Origin of the sequence: Barnesiella sp. ET7 (assembly GCF_024733785.1) — a bacterium.
Taxonomy (GTDB): Bacteria; Bacteroidota; Bacteroidia; order Bacteroidales; family Barnesiellaceae; genus Barnesiella; species Barnesiella merdigallinarum.
This window is the reverse complement of record NZ_JANRHM010000004.1, coordinates 164,023-182,205: the sequence shown is the minus strand read 5'-3', so window position 1 is coordinate 182,205 and position 18,183 is coordinate 164,023. Positions and strand designations below refer to the sequence as shown.

14 protein-coding genes are annotated in these 18,183 nt (G+C 50.0%); 5 read left to right on the top strand and 9 right to left on the bottom strand.

Annotation, left to right across the window (positions count from 1 at the left end; all coding sequences use genetic code 11):
* Positions 1-9: 9 nt before the first annotated feature.
* Positions 10-1,152 (top strand): hypothetical protein, encoded by a 1,143-nt coding sequence (locus tag NW211_RS04085; protein WP_258327004.1) that lies wholly within the window; start codon positions 10-12, stop codon positions 1,150-1,152.
* 198 nt (positions 1,153-1,350) lie between these two features.
* Here the strand turns inward: NW211_RS04085 and NW211_RS04080 are convergent, their stop codons facing one another.
* From NW211_RS04080 to NW211_RS04060, 5 genes are all read right to left on the bottom strand, one after another.
* Complete coding sequence (locus tag NW211_RS04080; protein WP_258327003.1) at positions 1,351-1,962, bottom strand: YqiA/YcfP family alpha/beta fold hydrolase; 612 nt, start codon at positions 1,960-1,962, stop codon at positions 1,351-1,353.
* A gap of 24 nt (positions 1,963-1,986) precedes the next feature.
* Positions 1,987-2,286 (bottom strand): glutaredoxin-related protein, encoded by a 300-nt coding sequence (locus tag NW211_RS04075; RefSeq protein WP_087407700.1) that lies wholly within the window; start codon positions 2,284-2,286, stop codon positions 1,987-1,989.
* A gap of 231 nt (positions 2,287-2,517) precedes the next feature.
* Positions 2,518-3,216 (bottom strand): flavodoxin, encoded by a 699-nt coding sequence (locus NW211_RS04070; protein WP_258327002.1) that lies wholly within the window; start codon positions 3,214-3,216, stop codon positions 2,518-2,520.
* Between the two features lie 143 nt (positions 3,217-3,359).
* Complete coding sequence (locus tag NW211_RS04065) at positions 3,360-4,391, bottom strand: FecR family protein (protein ID WP_258327001.1); 1,032 nt, start codon at positions 4,389-4,391, stop codon at positions 3,360-3,362.
* Between the two features lie 146 nt (positions 4,392-4,537).
* Positions 4,538-5,116, bottom strand: coding sequence for an RNA polymerase sigma-70 factor (locus NW211_RS04060; protein WP_087407697.1), 579 nt, complete (start codon positions 5,114-5,116; stop codon positions 4,538-4,540).
* Positions 5,117-5,533: 417 nt separating this feature from the next.
* On the opposite strand from NW211_RS04060, the gene NW211_RS04055 reads away from it, so the two are divergent.
* From NW211_RS04055 to NW211_RS04040, 4 genes are all read left to right on the top strand, one after another.
* Complete coding sequence (locus tag NW211_RS04055) at positions 5,534-8,959, top strand: TonB-dependent receptor (RefSeq protein ID WP_258327000.1); 3,426 nt, start codon at positions 5,534-5,536, stop codon at positions 8,957-8,959.
* A gap of 40 nt (positions 8,960-8,999) precedes the next feature.
* Positions 9,000-10,754 carry a RagB/SusD family nutrient uptake outer membrane protein gene (locus tag NW211_RS04050; RefSeq protein ID WP_258326999.1) on the top strand — a complete coding sequence of 585 codons (1,755 nt, stop codon included), beginning with the start codon at positions 9,000-9,002 and terminating at the stop codon, positions 10,752-10,754.
* Positions 10,755-10,892: 138 nt separating this feature from the next.
* Complete coding sequence (locus NW211_RS04045) at positions 10,893-11,726, top strand: phosphodiester glycosidase family protein (RefSeq protein WP_258326998.1); 834 nt, start codon at positions 10,893-10,895, stop codon at positions 11,724-11,726.
* Between the two features lie 6 nt (positions 11,727-11,732).
* Complete coding sequence (locus tag NW211_RS04040) at positions 11,733-13,601, top strand: choice-of-anchor Q domain-containing protein (protein WP_258326997.1); 1,869 nt, start codon at positions 11,733-11,735, stop codon at positions 13,599-13,601.
* A gap of 181 nt (positions 13,602-13,782) precedes the next feature.
* Here the strand turns inward: NW211_RS04040 and NW211_RS04035 are convergent, their stop codons facing one another.
* From NW211_RS04035 to NW211_RS04020, 4 genes are all read right to left on the bottom strand, one after another.
* Positions 13,783-15,060: a bacteriophage abortive infection AbiH family protein gene (locus tag NW211_RS04035; RefSeq protein ID WP_258326996.1), complete on the bottom strand. Its 1,278-nt coding sequence runs from the start codon at positions 15,058-15,060 to the stop codon at positions 13,783-13,785.
* A gap of 42 nt (positions 15,061-15,102) precedes the next feature.
* The gene (locus NW211_RS04030) at positions 15,103-15,771 is read right to left on the bottom strand and encodes a hypothetical protein (protein ID WP_258326995.1); all 669 of its coding nucleotides are present in this window, start codon (positions 15,769-15,771) and stop codon (positions 15,103-15,105) included.
* A 186-nt stretch (positions 15,772-15,957) separates the two neighbouring features.
* Positions 15,958-16,836: a carbohydrate kinase gene (locus NW211_RS04025; protein ID WP_087407691.1), complete on the bottom strand. Its 879-nt coding sequence runs from the start codon at positions 16,834-16,836 to the stop codon at positions 15,958-15,960.
* A gap of 30 nt (positions 16,837-16,866) precedes the next feature.
* Positions 16,867-18,045: an MFS transporter gene (locus tag NW211_RS04020; protein WP_258327018.1), complete on the bottom strand. Its 1,179-nt coding sequence runs from the start codon at positions 18,043-18,045 to the stop codon at positions 16,867-16,869.
* Between the last annotated feature and the right edge of the window lie 138 nt (positions 18,046-18,183).

The window sequence follows — 18,183 nt, the reverse complement described above, 5'->3', positions numbered from 1 at the left end:
AAACAGACAATGGTAAAGCATTTTTTACTGGCCACGGCAGTGGCTGCCGCAGCTTCGGTTTGCGCACAAGAAACAACGACAGTCCCCTCGATGAGTGAAATGACAGGCGATTTCATCGTTTTAAATTCACAATCCTATAATGGCGTGAAAAGCCTCGCGTCGATGAAGCCGTTCACCATCGAGCCGGCTGACAACGACTCGATTACACTCAGCGGATTTTATATGAGAAACTGCCTCGATTTCAAAGCCGAGTATAGCGAGACGACCGGCAAGATAAGTATCCCCGCCGGGACCCCTGTGTTCGATTACTTTGGATCCTATTTGATTTATCTCTATCCCTGGAATACCGAGGACGAAGAGGTAATCATGCGCCCCATCGAATACAAATATATCGGCAACAACGTTTGGGAGTGTAATTCCGATTTGATGCTCGTGGCCATACAAGGAGAAGAAATGCAAATGTCCGTTTTCTCCAGCGGCTCGCGCATTGCTCGTTGCAATGGGACTACCAACAATACCTCATATGTAGGAACAGCCGATGAACAGGACGAGTATATCGAATCACGTCCTTCCTACGTCACCATCTCGGGCAATAACATCGATATTTACAACATTTTGCAGGCCGACCAGTATGGCTATGGCGTGCACCTGAGCGGAACCATCGATCGCACAGCCGGTAAAGTGTGGTTTGGCTATACTCTCACCGGGCAGGCCAATGATGGGAATTACCGTATCCTCACTGGCTGCGAGTATGACGAAGATACCAATATGCCCACCAAAGTAGCCTATTCCGGAACCAATAACTATGGCAAGGTGCGTGCCTCGATCGACCTCGAAAAAGGCGAAATCGCCATCGACCCCATGGCTATTTGGGTAGCCAAATATAGCGAGAGCGGCATCATGGTCGATGAGAATCAGTTCTACGAGTTTGTCAAAACGGTAAACGTGACTTACGACGTCTCCAAGACCGACATCTCGGCTATCGAGGCTCCCTCCATGACTAATGTCGAAAAAGAGGTTTCGCACATCGACTACTATGCCATCGATGGTCGCAAACTTGCCGAGCCGCAAGAAGGTAGCCTGGTCATCAAGGTAACCGTCTACACCGACGGTACCCGCAAGGCCGACAAGATTGTCTACCTCAATCGCTGATTCGCTGTCGCAACCTCATAGCAAGGGGGTATCCGGCTGGCCGGGTGCCCCCTTGGTCTGTCTTTGAGGGTGGGGTACGATAATTGGATTTTCTGACTTGTCATTTATCCCGACTTAAGGATAAGAGATAAGATTACTTTTTGAAGGATGAAAGAGTTTCATCCCTTAGACTTTAGCAGAGGGATGGAGAGCCGGCGGCTACCGGGTGGCGTAGCGGTCGATGAGCTGCACGACCAGCGGCACGTAGTAGCGCAGCACCTCGTCGGGGGTAGGGGTGTGGGCCCCGGGGAAGTGGAAGGCGTGGGTGTAGTGCTCGAGGAAGAGGGGTTCGTAGTGGGCCAGTGTGTCGCTCGTGCCGAAGAGGCCCCAGATGCGGTCGCGATTGGCGGGGGAGTCGTAGTCCCACTGGTGCAGTTGCAGCCGGGCAAACTCGTCGATGAGGGGCTGGTCGATGACGAAGTGCTGGCGGCCGTCGGCACGCGGGGCCTTGTATTCGTGGGGCCCGAGACGCGGGGTGAGGAAGCGGGTCATCTCGAAGTGGGGGTTACCCAGCAGCGCGGGCAGTCCCAGGCGCGAGGCGGCTATCTGGGCCAGGAATGCGCCGTTGCTGTTGCCCACAATTGCGGCGGGATGGTGCTGCAGGCATAGCTGGTGGACGAGGTCAAGCGCTTCGCCGGGGTGCAGCGGCAGGTCGGGCGCAACTACCCGGGCTTGCCCCGCGAGACCTTGGGTCAAGGCTTGGGCAGGCGCACAGGCTCCTGCGGCAAAGAAACCGTGGAGGAAGAGAACGAGAGGCATTGCCGTTTCCATAGGGCAGAGGGGCGTGTGGCGGGTTCAGCAGCCGCTGCCGTCGAGGTTGCAGGCCGAACCGTCGGCTACGGGGCGGGCGTGCAGGCCGGCCTCTTCGGCCACGAGGGTGACGGTGCCGTCGTCGAGTACGAAACAGGGTATGCCCACCGCTCCCGCGCGTTTGGCGCCGTCGAATGCCGGGTGGGTGTCGCGCAGCCGCAGAAAGGCTTTGAGGTCTCTCACGTGCCGCCCGATGTCGATCACTTCGTAGCGGCTGTTGCCTTTGACCTGCTCCTCGACATAGGTGCAGTCGGGGCAGGTGCTCATGCCATATATCTTGATCATAACGGTTATTCCGATAGGTTTCGTGGGACAAATGTACAAAAAGTCGGGAGCCGAATGGACGCCTTGCCCGACTTTTTTTCTGTGGCGGCACCTCTTCTTCGTGGGGGAAAAGGGGTAAAAAAAAGTTCGGCCCGGGAGTTGCGGGGCATCCCGAGCCGAGGGACCGCCCGTGTACCGTGGGAGGGGGAAAACGATACGCGGGAGGGAAGTAGTTGGGGGCGATAGTAGTTCCTATTTGGGCAGGCCGACTTCGTCCAGCCAATCGGTGAGCATGGCGTGACAGTCTGAGGTCTGCGACGAGCGAATCCAGAGGCTGGGCGACAGGAACCGGCCGTCGGGAATCAGGCGCCGGGCGTCGGCCTCGACTCCGCTGATTCCGCTGCTGGCGCTCGACACAATCAGCCCTATCTGTTTGCCGGCCATCCGGGAACCGTAGTTGAACAGGAAGGTCTGCAGCGGGGCCGCCATGTTGCTCCACCAGAGGGGAGCCCCCACGACAATGGTGTTGTAGCTGCTGAAATCGACCTCGACGGGGTCGATGGCCGGGTAGGAGGCGGCATCGTCGGGGTTCTCGCGGATGGCGGCAATCAGGGCGCTGCCTATGGCATAGTTGTTGGCCGCATAGTCGATGCCCTTTTGGGCCGGTTCAACCCGCACCACGTCGGCATTGACGAGCTTTTGCAGCTCGGTCACAATCGTGTGGGTGTGGTTGGTGTAGCTGTAATAGACAATGAGGGTATGCCCCAGGACGGAGTTGGTGTCGCCGGGGTTGTCGGTCGAGTCGGAGGGGACGACGTCGGGGTCGTCGGAACCAGAGCCGCTGCCCGTATTCTCGGGTTGTTCACCGTTCGAGGCCGGTTCGTCGCCCTTGCAGGCCAGGGCGCCCCAGGCCAAAGTCATTGCCAGAAAAAGATAAACGAGTTTCTTCATACGTCGGTACAATTTTAGGTTACATCATTGGGTGGGGCGACCGGTCGTCGGTCTCTCACCCTCGAGGGCAAAGATAGTGCCTGTATGAGAAATCCGGTTTGTTCAGCAGTTCAAATTGTTTTGTTCATCGGCTCAATCGGGGCCTATTTCCTGATTTTGGAGACTTGGTATACCTTCTTGCCCTTGACCTCGTTGTGTTGCTTGCTGATGTCTTTGCACGAGATGGCGTTGCCCTCTTCCAGAACATCCAGAATTTCGCTGAGCGATTCGTTCTCGAAGGTGGCATGGTAGGGGTAGCTGTTGATTTCGGGGTCCTGGATCATGAATTTTACGTTATACTTCTGTTCCAGTTTGTTGAATACCTCTTTGAGGGTGACATCCCGGAAGATGGTGATGCCGTCGATCCAGGCGTAGTTGTTATAGACATTACCCGGGCGGAGGGAGTAGGAGTTGTCGGCCTTGTTGTAGTTCAGTATTTCGCCGGGGCTCATGGCAATGAGCTTTTGGGTGATGTGGTCGGTTATGTTTACCCGGCCTTTGTCGAGCGAGACATAGAGGCTGCTCTCGTTGGGATAGGCGTTGACGTTGAATCGAGTGCCGGTGGCCGTGACACTGATGTGGTTGGTGTTGACGATGAAGGGGTGTTGCGGGTCGGCATTGACCTCGAAGAAGGCTTCGCCCTGAATGAGCTCGACCTGCCGGACGTTGCTGTCGAACTGAACGGGATATTTGAAGGAGGTCCCTGAGTTGAGCCAGACGGTAGAGCCGTCGGGCAGCTCGACCGAAGAGGTAATTCCGTAGGGGACCGAGATGGTCTGCATGGCTGTCGGGCGGCCGGCAGAGGACCGATGTGCGTTCTGGTTGTATAGATAGAGGGTGGCGATGAGCAGGGGAATGAAGAGTATGGCGGCCGCCCGGTACATGAAGTTTGTAAAGGCAGCGATTCGGCTCGAGCGTTGCTCTTTGCCGATTTTTTCGAAGAATCGGCTTTCGGCTTTGCGCGTGTCGATTTGAGCCGGATTGAAAGCCGGATGGGTTGCATCCCAAATGTTCTTTAACCGGCGGAACTCGGTCTTGTTTTCTTCACACTCGTTCAGCCATGCCGTAAAGGCCTTTACATCGGCCGGGTCGGCGTTTCCCGAGAGGATTCTGGTTATTATATCTTCGTTTTTCATTTTACCTTCTGCTTTTAGTTGACACTGAAATACCTAAACCTATCGTGAAAATCGTATGTGCGATTTTGAAAAGTCGTCGTTTGAGATTCATCGATTATGTACCATTTGTTTAAGTATGACGATTGAGTAGGGTTCATCCACAATTATCAAATGAGAATAAATAATAAGAAAGGAAAAAAATCATTTAACAACACTTTGAGGTGTTTTATGGATTTGGCGATTCGGACTTCGACGGTCCGTACCGAAACCTGTAACTCCTCGGCTATCTGTTGATATTTCATTTCGTGTATTCTACTCATCTTGAATGTGGTTTTTTCTTCTTCGGGCAGCATCTCTATCGCCTCTTGCAGTTTGGCATTAAGTTCGGAAAACAGGATGTATTCTTCGGTATCGTTGATTTCCAGGGTATTTTGTCTGGTGACAAAATCGGTATGCTCGTTTACTATCTTGTAGTGCTTTATTTCGTCGAAGCAACTGTTCCGGACCGCTCGCAGGAGGTAGGATTTGAGCGATTTGATTTGGATACTCTCCCGGTTGTCCCAGATGTAAAGGAATATATTCTGAACGATGTCTTCGCAGACTTCCTGGTTTTGTATGATTGTTCCACCGTATAGAACAAGGTCGTTGTAATACTTTGAAAATAAATAAGAGTATGCGTCGTGTTCCCCTTTTTTGAGCGCGACGATCAACTCGAATTCGTTATCGTATTGTATTATCCTCTTCATATATCGTTTGTGGATACCGCCTTTTTTTGATTGTTGCAAATATAAAGCGGAGAGATTTATTTATCAATATTTATATTTTAATTGTTTGATAAAAATTATATTCTTTTGAATAATAGCTGTTTAAATGTGGTTCCGAAAAAACGCATTGGCTCGGAACAAAAAACGATGTTATTTTTGAAGCCTCGTTGTTGTGGTTGCCGGGCCGTTAATCGTCCTATTTATACATTGCAATGGAAAAACCTTTTATGTCTAATAAAAATATAGTTATGTGTATGAAGAAAATAGTTTGAATTTTGAATCTAATACTTGGAACCAAGTCTGTTTGAGTTTTTGAGGAAAGAGTAAAATGTTTTTAGTGTAAATAGTGTTTAACTCTATGTCTTAATCTATATGAATAAAAAATATTTAATATCATGTTTGCTTAGTGCTTTTTTGACGATACCCCTATTCGGCCAGAATGCAAAGCTGACTCTGAATCTGAAGAATGTGAAGGTAGAGAATGTTTTGCAGCGGGTGGAGAGCCAAACCGATTATCGATTTTCCTACAATGAAAATCTGGTCGATATCAATAGAAAGGTATCCATATCGGTCAACAATGAGAACATAAACGAGGTACTGAAAAAGATATTTGAAGGTACGAATGTTCAATACTCGATTACGGGAAACCAGATTGTTTTGAAGGCTGTTCCCAAAACGGAAAATAAAAAGGTAGAGGTAAAAGGTCGGGTGCTGGACGAGAATGGCGAGTCTATGCCGGGCGCGACGGTTGCCGTCGAAGGTTCTTCCATCGGTACATCGACCGATGTCGATGGCTACTTTTCGATTTCGGTGCCGGCAGGTTCTTCTTTGAAGGTTGCTTCGATAGGTTTCAAGACACAATATTTTGCGATAAACAAGCCGACCAACCTGAAGGTCGTGATGCAGGAAGACAGACAGCTGCTCGATGAGGTTGTAGTGGTGGGCTATGGTACCCAGAAGAAGGTAAACCTGACCGGCGCCGTAGCTACCGCATCGAAGGACCTGCTGGAGAACAGACCTATCGGTAATATCGCCCAGGGATTGCAGGGCCTTGTCCCCAACCTGAACATTACGTTTAACAGCGGTCAGCCGAATGAGGAGGCGAAGATTAACATCCGCGGTAATACGTCGTTGAACGGAGGTGAAGCCTTGATACTGGTCGATGGGGTCGAAATATCCGACCTGTCGTTGATCAATCCTCAAGATGTGGAAAGCATTTCGATATTGAAGGATGCTTCGTCGGCGGCAATATATGGAGCTCGAGCCGCTTTTGGTGTGATGTTGATAACGACCAAGAAGGGGAGTGCCAAGCAGAAAGCCAGAATATCGTATTCGAACAACTTCTCCTGGAGCACGCCGGCTCGGCTGCCCGAGATGCCTCGAGCCGATGTCTGGGCCGAAATGTGGAACAAGGCCTACGACTATGACAACCCCGGTACGTACTATTTCAACGAGAAGTTTATGGATGCCCTTAGAGCCCATATAGCCGACCCGGCCAACAATCCGCCGATATTGGTCGATACCGAGGGTATTCAGAATGCCATCTACACCCCCGACAATCCCGGTTGGGCCTATGTAGGGAATACCGATTGGCTCGATGCCTTCTATAAAAAGGCGGCTTTTATGCAACAGCACAATGTAAGCATCTCGGGCGGGACCGAGAGAAATAGGTATTATGCCTCGGTCGGCTACAAGGACCAGTCGGGTATATTCCGTTTCGGCAACGACAAGTACAAGCGGTTCAACCTGTCGTTCAATTTCGATACCAAGGTCTTCAAGTGGTTAGACCTGGGAGTCTCTACCCGCATGAACTATATCGAAAGCGACGAGCCCTACATGGACAATCAGGGGTCGGACCAGGTGACCTGGTTTTACGAGGTGTACCGCATGTTCCCCACGTTGTCGATCTATCTGCCGAACGGCGATTTTGCCGGTTTGTATCTGAATAGCGGTAACTACAACGTGGCCGGGCGCATGGCTTTGGCCGGCAGGAATGTCGAGGATACCTGGGACCAGTGGTATACGGGGCGCTTCGACATACACCCGTTGAAGGGACTCTCTATCAAGGGAGACTATTCGTGGAACCGATATTCGATTGGAAATAAGATACATCGCAAAGAGATGACGCAGACTTTCCCCGAAGGCCGGACTCCCTATTTGGTAGAGACCCCCAACTATGTGACAAACAGCAATTCGAACAATATATACAGTGCGTTCAACGTGTGGGCCGAGTACAAGAAGGTCTTTGACGATGCACACGATTTCAACATTATGGTGGGTTATAACCAGGAGGAGAAGACCTATTCGTCCACGTCGTATACAATGACCGACCTCTATCTGAACGATCTGCCGGTGTCCGATCTGGCCATCAACTACAAGACCAATAGCGAGGTAATCGATATATGGAGAATACAAGGTATGTTTTTCAGACTGAACTACAATTACAAGTCGAGATACTTGCTGGAGTTGAACGGCCGTTACGACGGTTCGTCGAAGTATGCCAAGGATGACCGATGGGCCTTCTTCCCCTCGGCATCGGTGGGATGGAGACTTTCGGAGGAACCCTTCTTCAAGCCGTTGACGAAGGTCGTAGATAACTTGAAATTCAGATTTTCAATCGGTTCGCTGGGCAACCAGGTGACCGACAGCAACCACTCCTACATGTCTATACTGACGGGGGTGTCGATGGACAATTACATGATGAACGGTTCGATAATCAATGCCTTGAATATTCCCTCGCTGCCGAGCCTCGTCTCCTGGGAAAAGGTGGAGTCGAAGAACCTGGGTTTGGATTTTACGCTGTTTAAGAATCGGTTGTCGGGCTCGTTCGACTATTACATACGAGATACGAAAGGAATGGTCAGAGAGATTACATTGCCGGCCGTATTGGGAACGAGTGGCGGCAAAAAGAATCTGGCCGACATGAGAACCACCGGTTGGGAACTGGAGCTTACCTGGCATGATAAAACGGGAGCCGTCCTGAACAGTCCGATCAGTTATCATGTGACTTTGGGATTATCGGACTATCAGGCCGAGATAACCAAATACGACAACCCCAGCGGCTCTCTGGCCGACGGCATGTACTACAAGGGTCAGAAGTTGGGCGAAATCTGGGGGTATGTGACCGATGGGTATATTATCGACGACTTCGAGGCCGACAAGATGAACTACGTACAGAAGTTTATCTCGACGAAGTGGTATCCCGGAGATATTAAGTACAAGGACCTGAACGGCGATGGTGTAATCGATAACGGCAATGTGACCTTGAGCAACCCGGGCGACAAGACAATTATCGGTAACTCTACACCTCGCTATCGCTACAATATTCAAGGTGGTATCGAGTGGCATGGACTCAGTGTCAGAGTCTTGTTCGAAGGAATAGGAAAAAGAGACATGTGGACGGGCAGCGACCAGTTCTGGGGATTCTCCAGAGGAATATACAACTCGAACGTGACTCAGTATCACATAGACAATACCTGGACGTACGAGAATCCTACCGCCTATTATCCGCGGTTGAATGCCAATGGCAATAAACGCAGCAAGCAGGTTCAGACCAAGTATCTGCAAGATGCTTCTTACATCAGGTTGAAAGATTTGACGATTGCCTATAATTTGCCCAAGAAGTGGGTGAGCCGCATAAAAGCCGAGAATATAAATATCTATTTAAGTGGCTTGAACTTGTGGGAGAAGACACATCTGCCTCCCTTCATGACTCCCGATATTGTCGATCAGATAACTGTCGACAAGAGCCTGCAGAGTGAGAATGCTGGAAAAGAGTATGCCTTTATGAGAAGCTATTCGTTTGGCATAAATATTACGTTTTAGAGTATAGTGAGTAGAATCGATAAAGATAAGAATCATACATATGAAAAAGAATTGTTCATTATTGATTTTGATTATAGCAGCAGCGATGAATAGTTGCGACTATTTGGATACTATTCCAGGCGATGCGATTGACAATAATACCTTTTGGAGTACTGCCAATGCTGCCGCTTTGGAGCAGTATTGCAATTTATATTATCCCAAACTGATCAAAGGTCATGGCGATCCGCAGAGTTGGACAATAGGCGATATGATTAACTCGGAATACCAGTCGGACAATCTGCTGGGCTCGGCTCCGAGCATAATCACATTTGGTCAGAACACGGTGTTGACCAGCAATAGCGACTGGAGCTGGTCGGTGGTTCGTGGCTGTAACGAGTTCTTGACCAATTATGAAAAGTCGCCGGCATCGATAAGCGATAAACGAAGATATGCAGGAGAGATGCTCTTTTTCAAGGCATTCGACTATTTCAATAAAGTGAAGCTGTTTGGCGATGTGCCTTGGTACGATGGGGTGCTGACGGCCGAGTCGCCCGAGTTGTATAAAGGACGCGATTCCAGAATACTCGTGATGGATTCCATACTGAGTACCATCAACCGGGCTATCGAGTTTTTGCCGCGAAAGACGGCTGTCTATCGGGTGAGTCGCGACGCAGCGTTGTTGCTTAAGGCCCGAATCTGTCTGTACGAAGGTACCTATCGTCGATACAGAAATATCGACGACGATGTTCGATTCCTGGAAGAGGCCTATGCAGCCGCCGGTGAGTTGATGGAGTATGGCTATTCGTTGTACGATGCCGCCGGCCCCGAGAACAGCTACTTCGAGTTGTTCATACAGGACGATTACAATGCCAACAGCGAAATCATACTCTCGAGAGAGTACGACCCTTCGATAAACATGGGACACCAGGTTACCAACTCGATACCCTATGGCGAGTTGGGCATGAGCCGGGATTGCTTCGAGGAGTACCTGTGTGCCAACACCGGTCTGCCTATTTCTATCTGTGGGTGTCACAACCCCGATATGGGATATATCGCAGAGATGAAAAATCGCGACGGCCGCCTGTTGCAGACCCTCTGTATCCCCGAAGAGGGAAATCCCAATGCCCGGTATTTGTTTAAGGATGGTTTGGGCGGAGCTCCCAATATATTCTCGATATTACCCTCGTCGGAGACTCGCACGTTTTACGGGGCATCGAGCACCGGTTATGCCATGGCAAAATTCTATAAGAAGGAAGAGCATTTGATTGGAAACTTCAAGGGCGGGACCGATGCCCCGGTGATGAGGTATGCCGAGGTATTGCTTATCAGAGCCGAGGCCGGTGCCGAGTTGGGTAAGGATCCCGAACTCGACAAGACAATCAACAAGTTGAGAGCCCGGGTCGGTTTCCCGTTCCCGCTGACCGAGAATCCGGTCGAAGACCCCAATCTGGTTAAGGAGTATCCCGATATTAAAGGGCCCAACAAGAATCTGATTCGGGAGATTAGACGCGAGCGCCGCATCGAACTCTTTGCCGAAGGGTATCGTTGGGACGATGTGTGCCGCTGGAATGTGGGTACCATCGTTTACAACAAAGTGAGACGAGGTGCCAAAATGGACCCGACGCTGTACACGCAGGATGAGATAAATACCATTAGCGATTTGGTAGGTTTCGATCAGGACGGTTTTATCACACCGTATGCCAAGCGGGCTACTTACAGCATGAATTTCACGGAGAAAAACTATTTGTACAATGTTCCGCTCGATGAAATCTCGTTGAATCCAAATTTATTACCTAATAACCCGGGCTGGGAATAAAACAGAACAGATATGAATACCCATTATTTGAAGACAAGCACTATATTTTTTGTATTGAATTTTATCGGCCTGTTTGCTCTTTGCAGTTGTGCCGAAAATGAGACCGTGATTCCTCATAAAGGGGCTAAGTTACCTATTATGCAAAATATCGCCGACAATGTTCCCTATATTCAGTCGGTCGATAAGGAAGATACTTACCAGCTGGTCGATGGTATCAATATCGTAGATGTAACCTTTACGTATTGTCGCAAACCGACCAGAATGCTTATTGCCGAAATTGACCTTACCAAAGATGTGACGATAAGTGTCTCTACCCCGGACAACCTGGACGAGGTGGGCTCGAAATTGCAGACCGTAGCCGAGCAGGCCATGTGTGCCGAAGAGGCCGGTAAGCATGTCTATCTGGCTACAAACGGCGACTATTTTTCGGAGTCCACGACTACGGCCGGCACCTGGATTCCGGGTGGTTTGGTCTATAAGGATGGGAAAGCCTTGTGGACTACCTTGGGATATGAAGCCGATCATGCCTTCTATATCTTGAAAGACGGAACGGCCCATATTTCGACGGTCGAAGAGTTTAAGGAGAACGAGGCTAATGTGATGAGCGCCTTGTCGGGCTGGCAACGGATGATGATCGATGGAGAACCGGTCAAGAAATTCAGTGTGAATGATAATGCCATGGAGTTTCATCCGAGAACATTTGTGGGTGTATCAAGAGATAATCTGAAGGTTCAACTGTTTGTACTGGATGGCCGGCAGCCCAACTATTCCAATGGAATGAGGTTGGAAGATTTGATTCTTCTATGTCAAGGAGCCGGTTGTTATCAAGCCTTGAATCTCGATGGAGGAGGCTCGACAACGATGGTCAAGAGAACCGAGACCGGAGGGCAAGTCTCGTTTGAGTTGATGAATACCCCTTCGGATAATCCGGTGAGAGAAGTATTGAATGGGTTAGTTGTAATAAAAAAATAAGGGACTATGAAACTGATTTTTAGATTAAGCGCATTTATTCTTTTAGCAACCATGTTGCTGTCGTGCGATGATGATAACATTGAGCAAAAATTGGATCCGGGCATAGAGATAACCGACGAGTTGGTCGTTGGTCCTACGGCGTCGCGAAATGTAATCATGCTGAAGTCTACCTATCCGTGGTATGCCGAGTCTTCGGTGTCGTGGATAAAGATGGTTCGTTACAGAGGGCAGTATCTGAAACCCGATTCCATTGTCATGGAGGTTCAGGAAAATCCGAATATGGATTTGCGTGAAGGCTGGATCGAAGTACGGTTGATGGACCAGATGTCGACCAAGGTGCATGTTATCCAAAACGGTCGGGGCAGTTTGATAACCCTCTCGAAAGAGAAAATCATATTCAATAAAAACGGAGGTGAGGCTGTTATTGATGTGGCCACGAAAGTAGAGTGGGAGCCGGTTACCGAGGGCCTGGAGGGTGTCACTGCAACCAAACTCAGCGAGAGCCAGTTGAAGGTGGCGGTTTCGCCCAATAATACCGGTAATGAAATCACGAGAGAGTTGATTGTTCGCAGTGTCGACGGTACCACCGAGTCGCGATTGACCATCGTTCAGGCCAATGTAGAGAACATTTTGTCGATACCGTTGAATGCCGAGGATAAAGATGTGCTGCTCGAAAAGGCTGGCGAAGAGCTGGTAATTCCCGTTTCGCTCAATGTCAACTATCAATGTACGGCATCTAACGACTGGATTAGCATTCTTGAGGCTCCGACTTTTGAGGGTGATATTGTTCAGGACATCAATATCAAGGTTTCGGTATCTCAGAATGCAGGGATAGAAGAGCGATGGGGTTACGTGTGCGTCAAGAGCTCCGACGAAACGGCTACCGATACTTTGTTTATTTCGCAAAAAGCTCGTAGTCAACGTGTCTATGTGAAAGCTGGAGTCTCTGGTGGCGACGGTACCAGTTGGGAACGAGCCTTTGGAACCGTAGAAGATGGTGTAGCCGCATGTAGTAATTATGGCGACATGGATTTGTGGATTGCCGAAGGTGAATATGTGCTGAAAGACTATCTGACCTTGAAGAGAGGCATCAATGTTTATGGCGGTTTTGCCGGCAATGAAACCAAGTTGAAAGACCGCGATATGAGTAAAAAGTCGGTGTTGAAAGCAGCTCCGGCAAATACGTGGTCGTCGATTTATGCCTATGACCAAACCGACGAATGCTATGTAGATGGCTTTGTATTTACCGGTTCGGTGAGCTCACAAGGTTTGGGTACTATCGAAGCCTATGACAACTGGGTATTCCGCAACTGCATTATCACCGGTAACAATACTACGCGAGATGCCGGTGGATACTTTAGCAAATGTAAGTTGTACAACTGCTTGATTTATGGAAACAATAGCATCAACAACTCGTCGACCGTAAACTCGCAGGGATCGAAGATATACAATACAACCATTGTCAACAATACGAGTGGCGGTAGCAGTAGCGGTTTGAGAGCCGGCGCTGGAACCGAAGTATATAATACGGTGATATGGAACAACAAGCACACCAATGGCGAGAATAACAATGGGTATCTCGATGCTCAAGGCTCTTGCTTCTTCAAGAACTGTGCGATAGAGGGATCATTCTCCTTCAATAATGCTCCGTCGAGCACCGATGGCTCTATTATCCTCGGTTCGGAAAATATGGCAGCCGACGGCCCCAACTTTGTATCTCCCGAGAATGGCGATTATTCACTCCATGTTACCTCGCCTTTGATTGACAAGGGTGCCGAATGGTCCGACTTTAATCTCTATTTCGACATCCTGGGTCACGATAGAAGTTGGAACGGTCATATAGATATAGGCGCTTATGAATACATAGGTAAATAATGATTATATCCTTCTGAGAGCGAGGGGCTGTATCGGGGCGAAAGCATCGGTACAGCCCCTTGCATGTTATGGGCATTTTAGAAATTGTCGAAAGGTAAAATCGGGATGAGAGGGTGTGTATGGGGTTGAAAGCCATACACTATCGTTTCTACTGTGGGTGAGGTGCGATGGTCGTACGGTTCTAAAGGGTTTCGCAGAGGGTTTTGTTTACCACTCTGTCTCGCATCAGTTTCATATCGGTAAAGTTCCGGCTTATATTCTGGACAATCTCCAGATAGTTGTCACTGCCATCTTCCTGCCGATGATAAAAAGGCTTTATCGAGATACAGTTCTTGTGCTCGAACAGGGTGTTCAAGAGAGTCCTGTCGGAGTTTCCGCACGAATGCCCCATGATGTAGACCTGGTAGGGTGCCGACTCGATAAAGGCCAGCATGTTGCGATAGTTCTGGGTCTCGAGGTATCGTATCGATTTGATATTCCGCAAATGCTCGTTGTTGTTGAGTTTGACGATATTTCGGTAGTTGTCGTCGAGCTCGTCGCCATAGCCGAAGATGATGCTTTGCGGGTCGTTTAGCTGACCGTGAATGTGGTCGATGGGAAACCAATATGCGAGCTTCTTGTCTTGGGGCAGATAGAGGTCGGCCGTGCGGGTGTAGTTGAAGTTCAGTAACATCAGCCGGATGGGCGATAAGAGGATTTCGGGAATGTCCTGGCTGTCGATTGCAGATTCGATACCGAACTCCTCGATTTTGTCGCCCCACTTCCGAGAGAATCGATTCATGGCCTCGATGTTTTCTGCTCTTTTGTCCCAACCGAGCTGTTCGCCAATGGAAATATATGACCCGTCGGCCTCTCCGAAATACCGCGAACGAATGAAGTCGACCAGTTGCGAGCGGGCACCGATGGCAATCTCGTCGATGCGGATAGGGGCCAATATTTTTTCTTTCAACGCTGGCTTTACAATTGACTCGTCGATATTCGACGATTGAACGAGGGTGAGGTATTCGACCAATTTCGACTTCACGATTTCAAACTCTTTGTTGAGCTTTTCCGGGCATTCGAAGTATTCGTGATTCAAAGCCTGGTAATATTCGTTTTCAATATCGACCCAGCCTTTCGATTCGATAGATTGGCAGATTTTTTGGAAAAAGACGCTATGTTGTTGGAAATCGCAGAGGGACGTGTCTGAGCGAGCAATATCTACCATCCCATATTTTAGATGTTCTATCTCTTTTTTTGATAATCTATAATCTCGAACCAAATACCAACCAGCTAGGCCAACACTGTCTTTGAGAGTGAAAGAACATAAGCCATCGGTTTCTTTTTTATCACCACTACTTGATAATCGTATGTTCCATTGCTCCCAATACCAGTCGATGAAATTTTCGTATCGGGTCGCAAGGCCGTGTGCCAGATCAAAGCCATTACCTACGAGGATAATTCTATGGATTGCACTCATTTCACTGGTATTTATATAGGTCGTTTTCTCTGTCTCTATCCCTTATTTGAGTAGAGCGTCATACACTTTTTCGGGGACGGATGGTAGTATCTGGCGCAGCTGGGCGAGTATCCGCTCGCGCGACTCTTGCGGCGTGCGCTCGGGGTGACACGACTCTTTGCCCCAAAGCGTCTCGGGAGTGGTGAGCAGCGACCAGCCCCACCCATATTCGCGCCCGTGACGGTCGCGGGGGTAGACAAAATCTTCGGTGACGATGTAGCCCCCCATCTCGAGGCGGGTGATGTAGGCATCGAACCGGCTGCGCATTTTGGGCCCGTTGAATCCGCATGCCGCGCGTAGTTCGCGGGTGATGAGGCTGCCTTCGCGCCGCAAGGTATCGAGTATCCCCTCTTCGATGGTTCCCTCTGCCGGGTAGGGGAATCGGCTGCGCCGGTAGTTGCAGAAGTCGGGCCACCACGTCCGGCTGACGAATGCCGCCTTACGGTCGAAGAATTTGCCGTAGGCGCAACCGCTCTCCTGCAAGATAGTCCCTTTCCACTGCCAGAGGGGCCACTCCCATCCGCCATCGGGCAGGGGGGCATATTGGCACTCTTCGTCGGTCACCTCCTCGGCCGACCAACCCGCGATACCCATGGGCAGCAAGGGCAAGAAGCCCACTCGATTGATGTAGTCAATCAGTTCGGCACAACTGTGTAACCGCTCGTCCTTCATACGCAAAACCTCCAACTCCCTTATCGTTTCCCGCGCCGTGTTCGGGATTGTGCCACCGGGTGCACAGCCGCAAGCACCATAAACGCTTTGCCGATAAGTAATAACAAAGTTACGATTTTAATCGTATCGAAGGTCATGCTTTGTGAGAAAATGTGTAGTCATTAGCCGCGGGAAGGGATGAAGTAGTTACGCCGTCAGTTGGGCGGGTAGGAGAGGCATGGCGCCATTCTGGGTGCAGACGTAGGCCGAGGTTTGTACGGCGAGGTGGTGTGCCTCGGTTACACTCTTGCCTTTCAGGAGGGAGGCGATGAAGGCGGCAGTGAAGCTGTCGCCGGCCCCTACGGTATCGGCAACCTCGACCTGGGGGGTGGGTTGGAACGACACGTGGCCGGGGGTGAATACGTAACTGCCGTTGATGCCGCAAGTGAGTATGAGCATCTTCAGGTTGTACTTCCCGAGGAGTATCCAACATTTGTCTTGCAGGTCTATGCCGGGGTAGCCGAACATGCGGCTGACCAGAATGAGCTCTTCGTCGTTTATCTTCAGTATGTTGCACCGCTTCATGGAGTTGCACAGAATCTCCTTGTTGTAGAAGCCCTGGCGCAGATTGATGTCGAAGACGATGAGGGTATCGTCGGTTTGCGGCATGGCGTCGAGAAAGCGGTTGATGGTGCTGCGCGATACCACACTGCGTTGGGCCAGGGAGCCGAAGCATACGGCTTTTGTGTTTTCGGCCAAGGCTTCGAGGTGGGCGGTGTAGGGTATGTTGTCCCACGCTACGTTTTCCTTGATTTCGTATTGCGGGATGCCGGCTTGGTCGATATCGACCTGCACGGTGCCGGTGGGATAGGGTACTTGGGCAATGTGGTGGTTGAGCCCTTTGGAGGCGAAGTTTTCTATGATTTCTTTGCCTAACGAGTCGTCGCCTATGGCACTTACTACGCAGCTCGACAGTCCGAACTGGGATACGTGGTAGGCAAAATTGGCCGGGGCTCCGCCTATTTTCTTGCCTTCGGGCAGCATGTCCCACAGGGCTTCGCCCATTCCTACAACTATGTCTTTCATGGGGTTAGATGCGATTGGGGTTAACGGTGATTATATGTTTTTAATTTTCAGCGTATAGTAGAGCAGATAGACGACTCCGACCGTCATCACGGCCACGGCTCCGATTTGGCCGATGGCATCGGCTGCATAACCCATGGCCAGGGGGAAAACCGTACCGCCGAAGAGGCCCATGATCATGAGGCCCGACACTTCGTTTTTCTCTTGTGGTGCATAGACGAGTGCTTGTGAGAATACAATGGAGAATATGTTGGAGTTGCCGAACCCGATGAGGCCGATGCCGATGTATAGCGGTGTGAGGGTGTTGCAGATAAACAGGATGCACATGCCGGCCAGCATCATCAGTACGCTTATGGCAAAAAAGAGTTTCGGCGAGATGGTGCGCAGGATGAATGCGCCGAGGAAACAGCCTATCGTACGGAATATGAAGTAGATGCTGGTGGCGAATCCGGCCTCTTCGAGGGGGAGTCCCAGTCGTTCGATAATGATTTTGGGGGCTGTTGTGTTGGTTCCTACGTCTATTCCCACGTGGCACATGATGCCGATGAAGCAGAGTAGAATGAAGGGGCGGCCGAGCAGTTTCAGGCAATTCCCTATGCTGGATGCCTTGTCGGGCTTGTCTTCGTCGATAGGGGTTGCTGCCAGCAGCGAGATGGCCAGGAAACAGATGATGGCATAGATTACGAACAGAGCTCTCCAGCCCAGGCCGAAGGTGGGGAATATCGTGGTGGCTCCCCAGGCGGCCAGTATGGGGGCCAGGAACGAGGCGATGGCTTTTACAAACTGGCCGAAGGTGAGGGTCGAAGCCAGCTTGTCACTGCTTATCAGGTTGGTTACCAACGGGTTCAGCGAGGTTTGCATGATGGCGTTCCCGATACCGAGCAGTGAGAAGGAGACCAGCATGACTATGTAGCTGTCGCCGAACGGCGGGATGAGCAATGAGGCAGCTGTCACGACGAGGCTGATGAGAACTGTATTTTTCCGACCGATTTTGTTCATCAACATGCCGGTAGGAACCGAGAAGATGAGGAACCAGAAGAATACGAGCGAGGGGAAGAGGTTGGCCTGCGAGTCGGTTAAGCCGAGATCTTTTTGTACATAGTTCGATGCCGTGCCTACGAGGTCGACAAATCCCATGGCAAAGAAGCAGAGCATCACCGGGAGGATCTGCAGCAGGAACGATTTGCGATTGGTGACAAGCGATTGAGTCATAGCCATAATTATTATAGTTTTATTTTTTATGATTAACTCCTTTTGTGGGGCCTATTTTCAATTTTTTTATTTTCTATCGAGATTTATGATAAATCGAGTTATACTTGCTGTTGTTTTGTAATGCAAAGTTAAAGACTA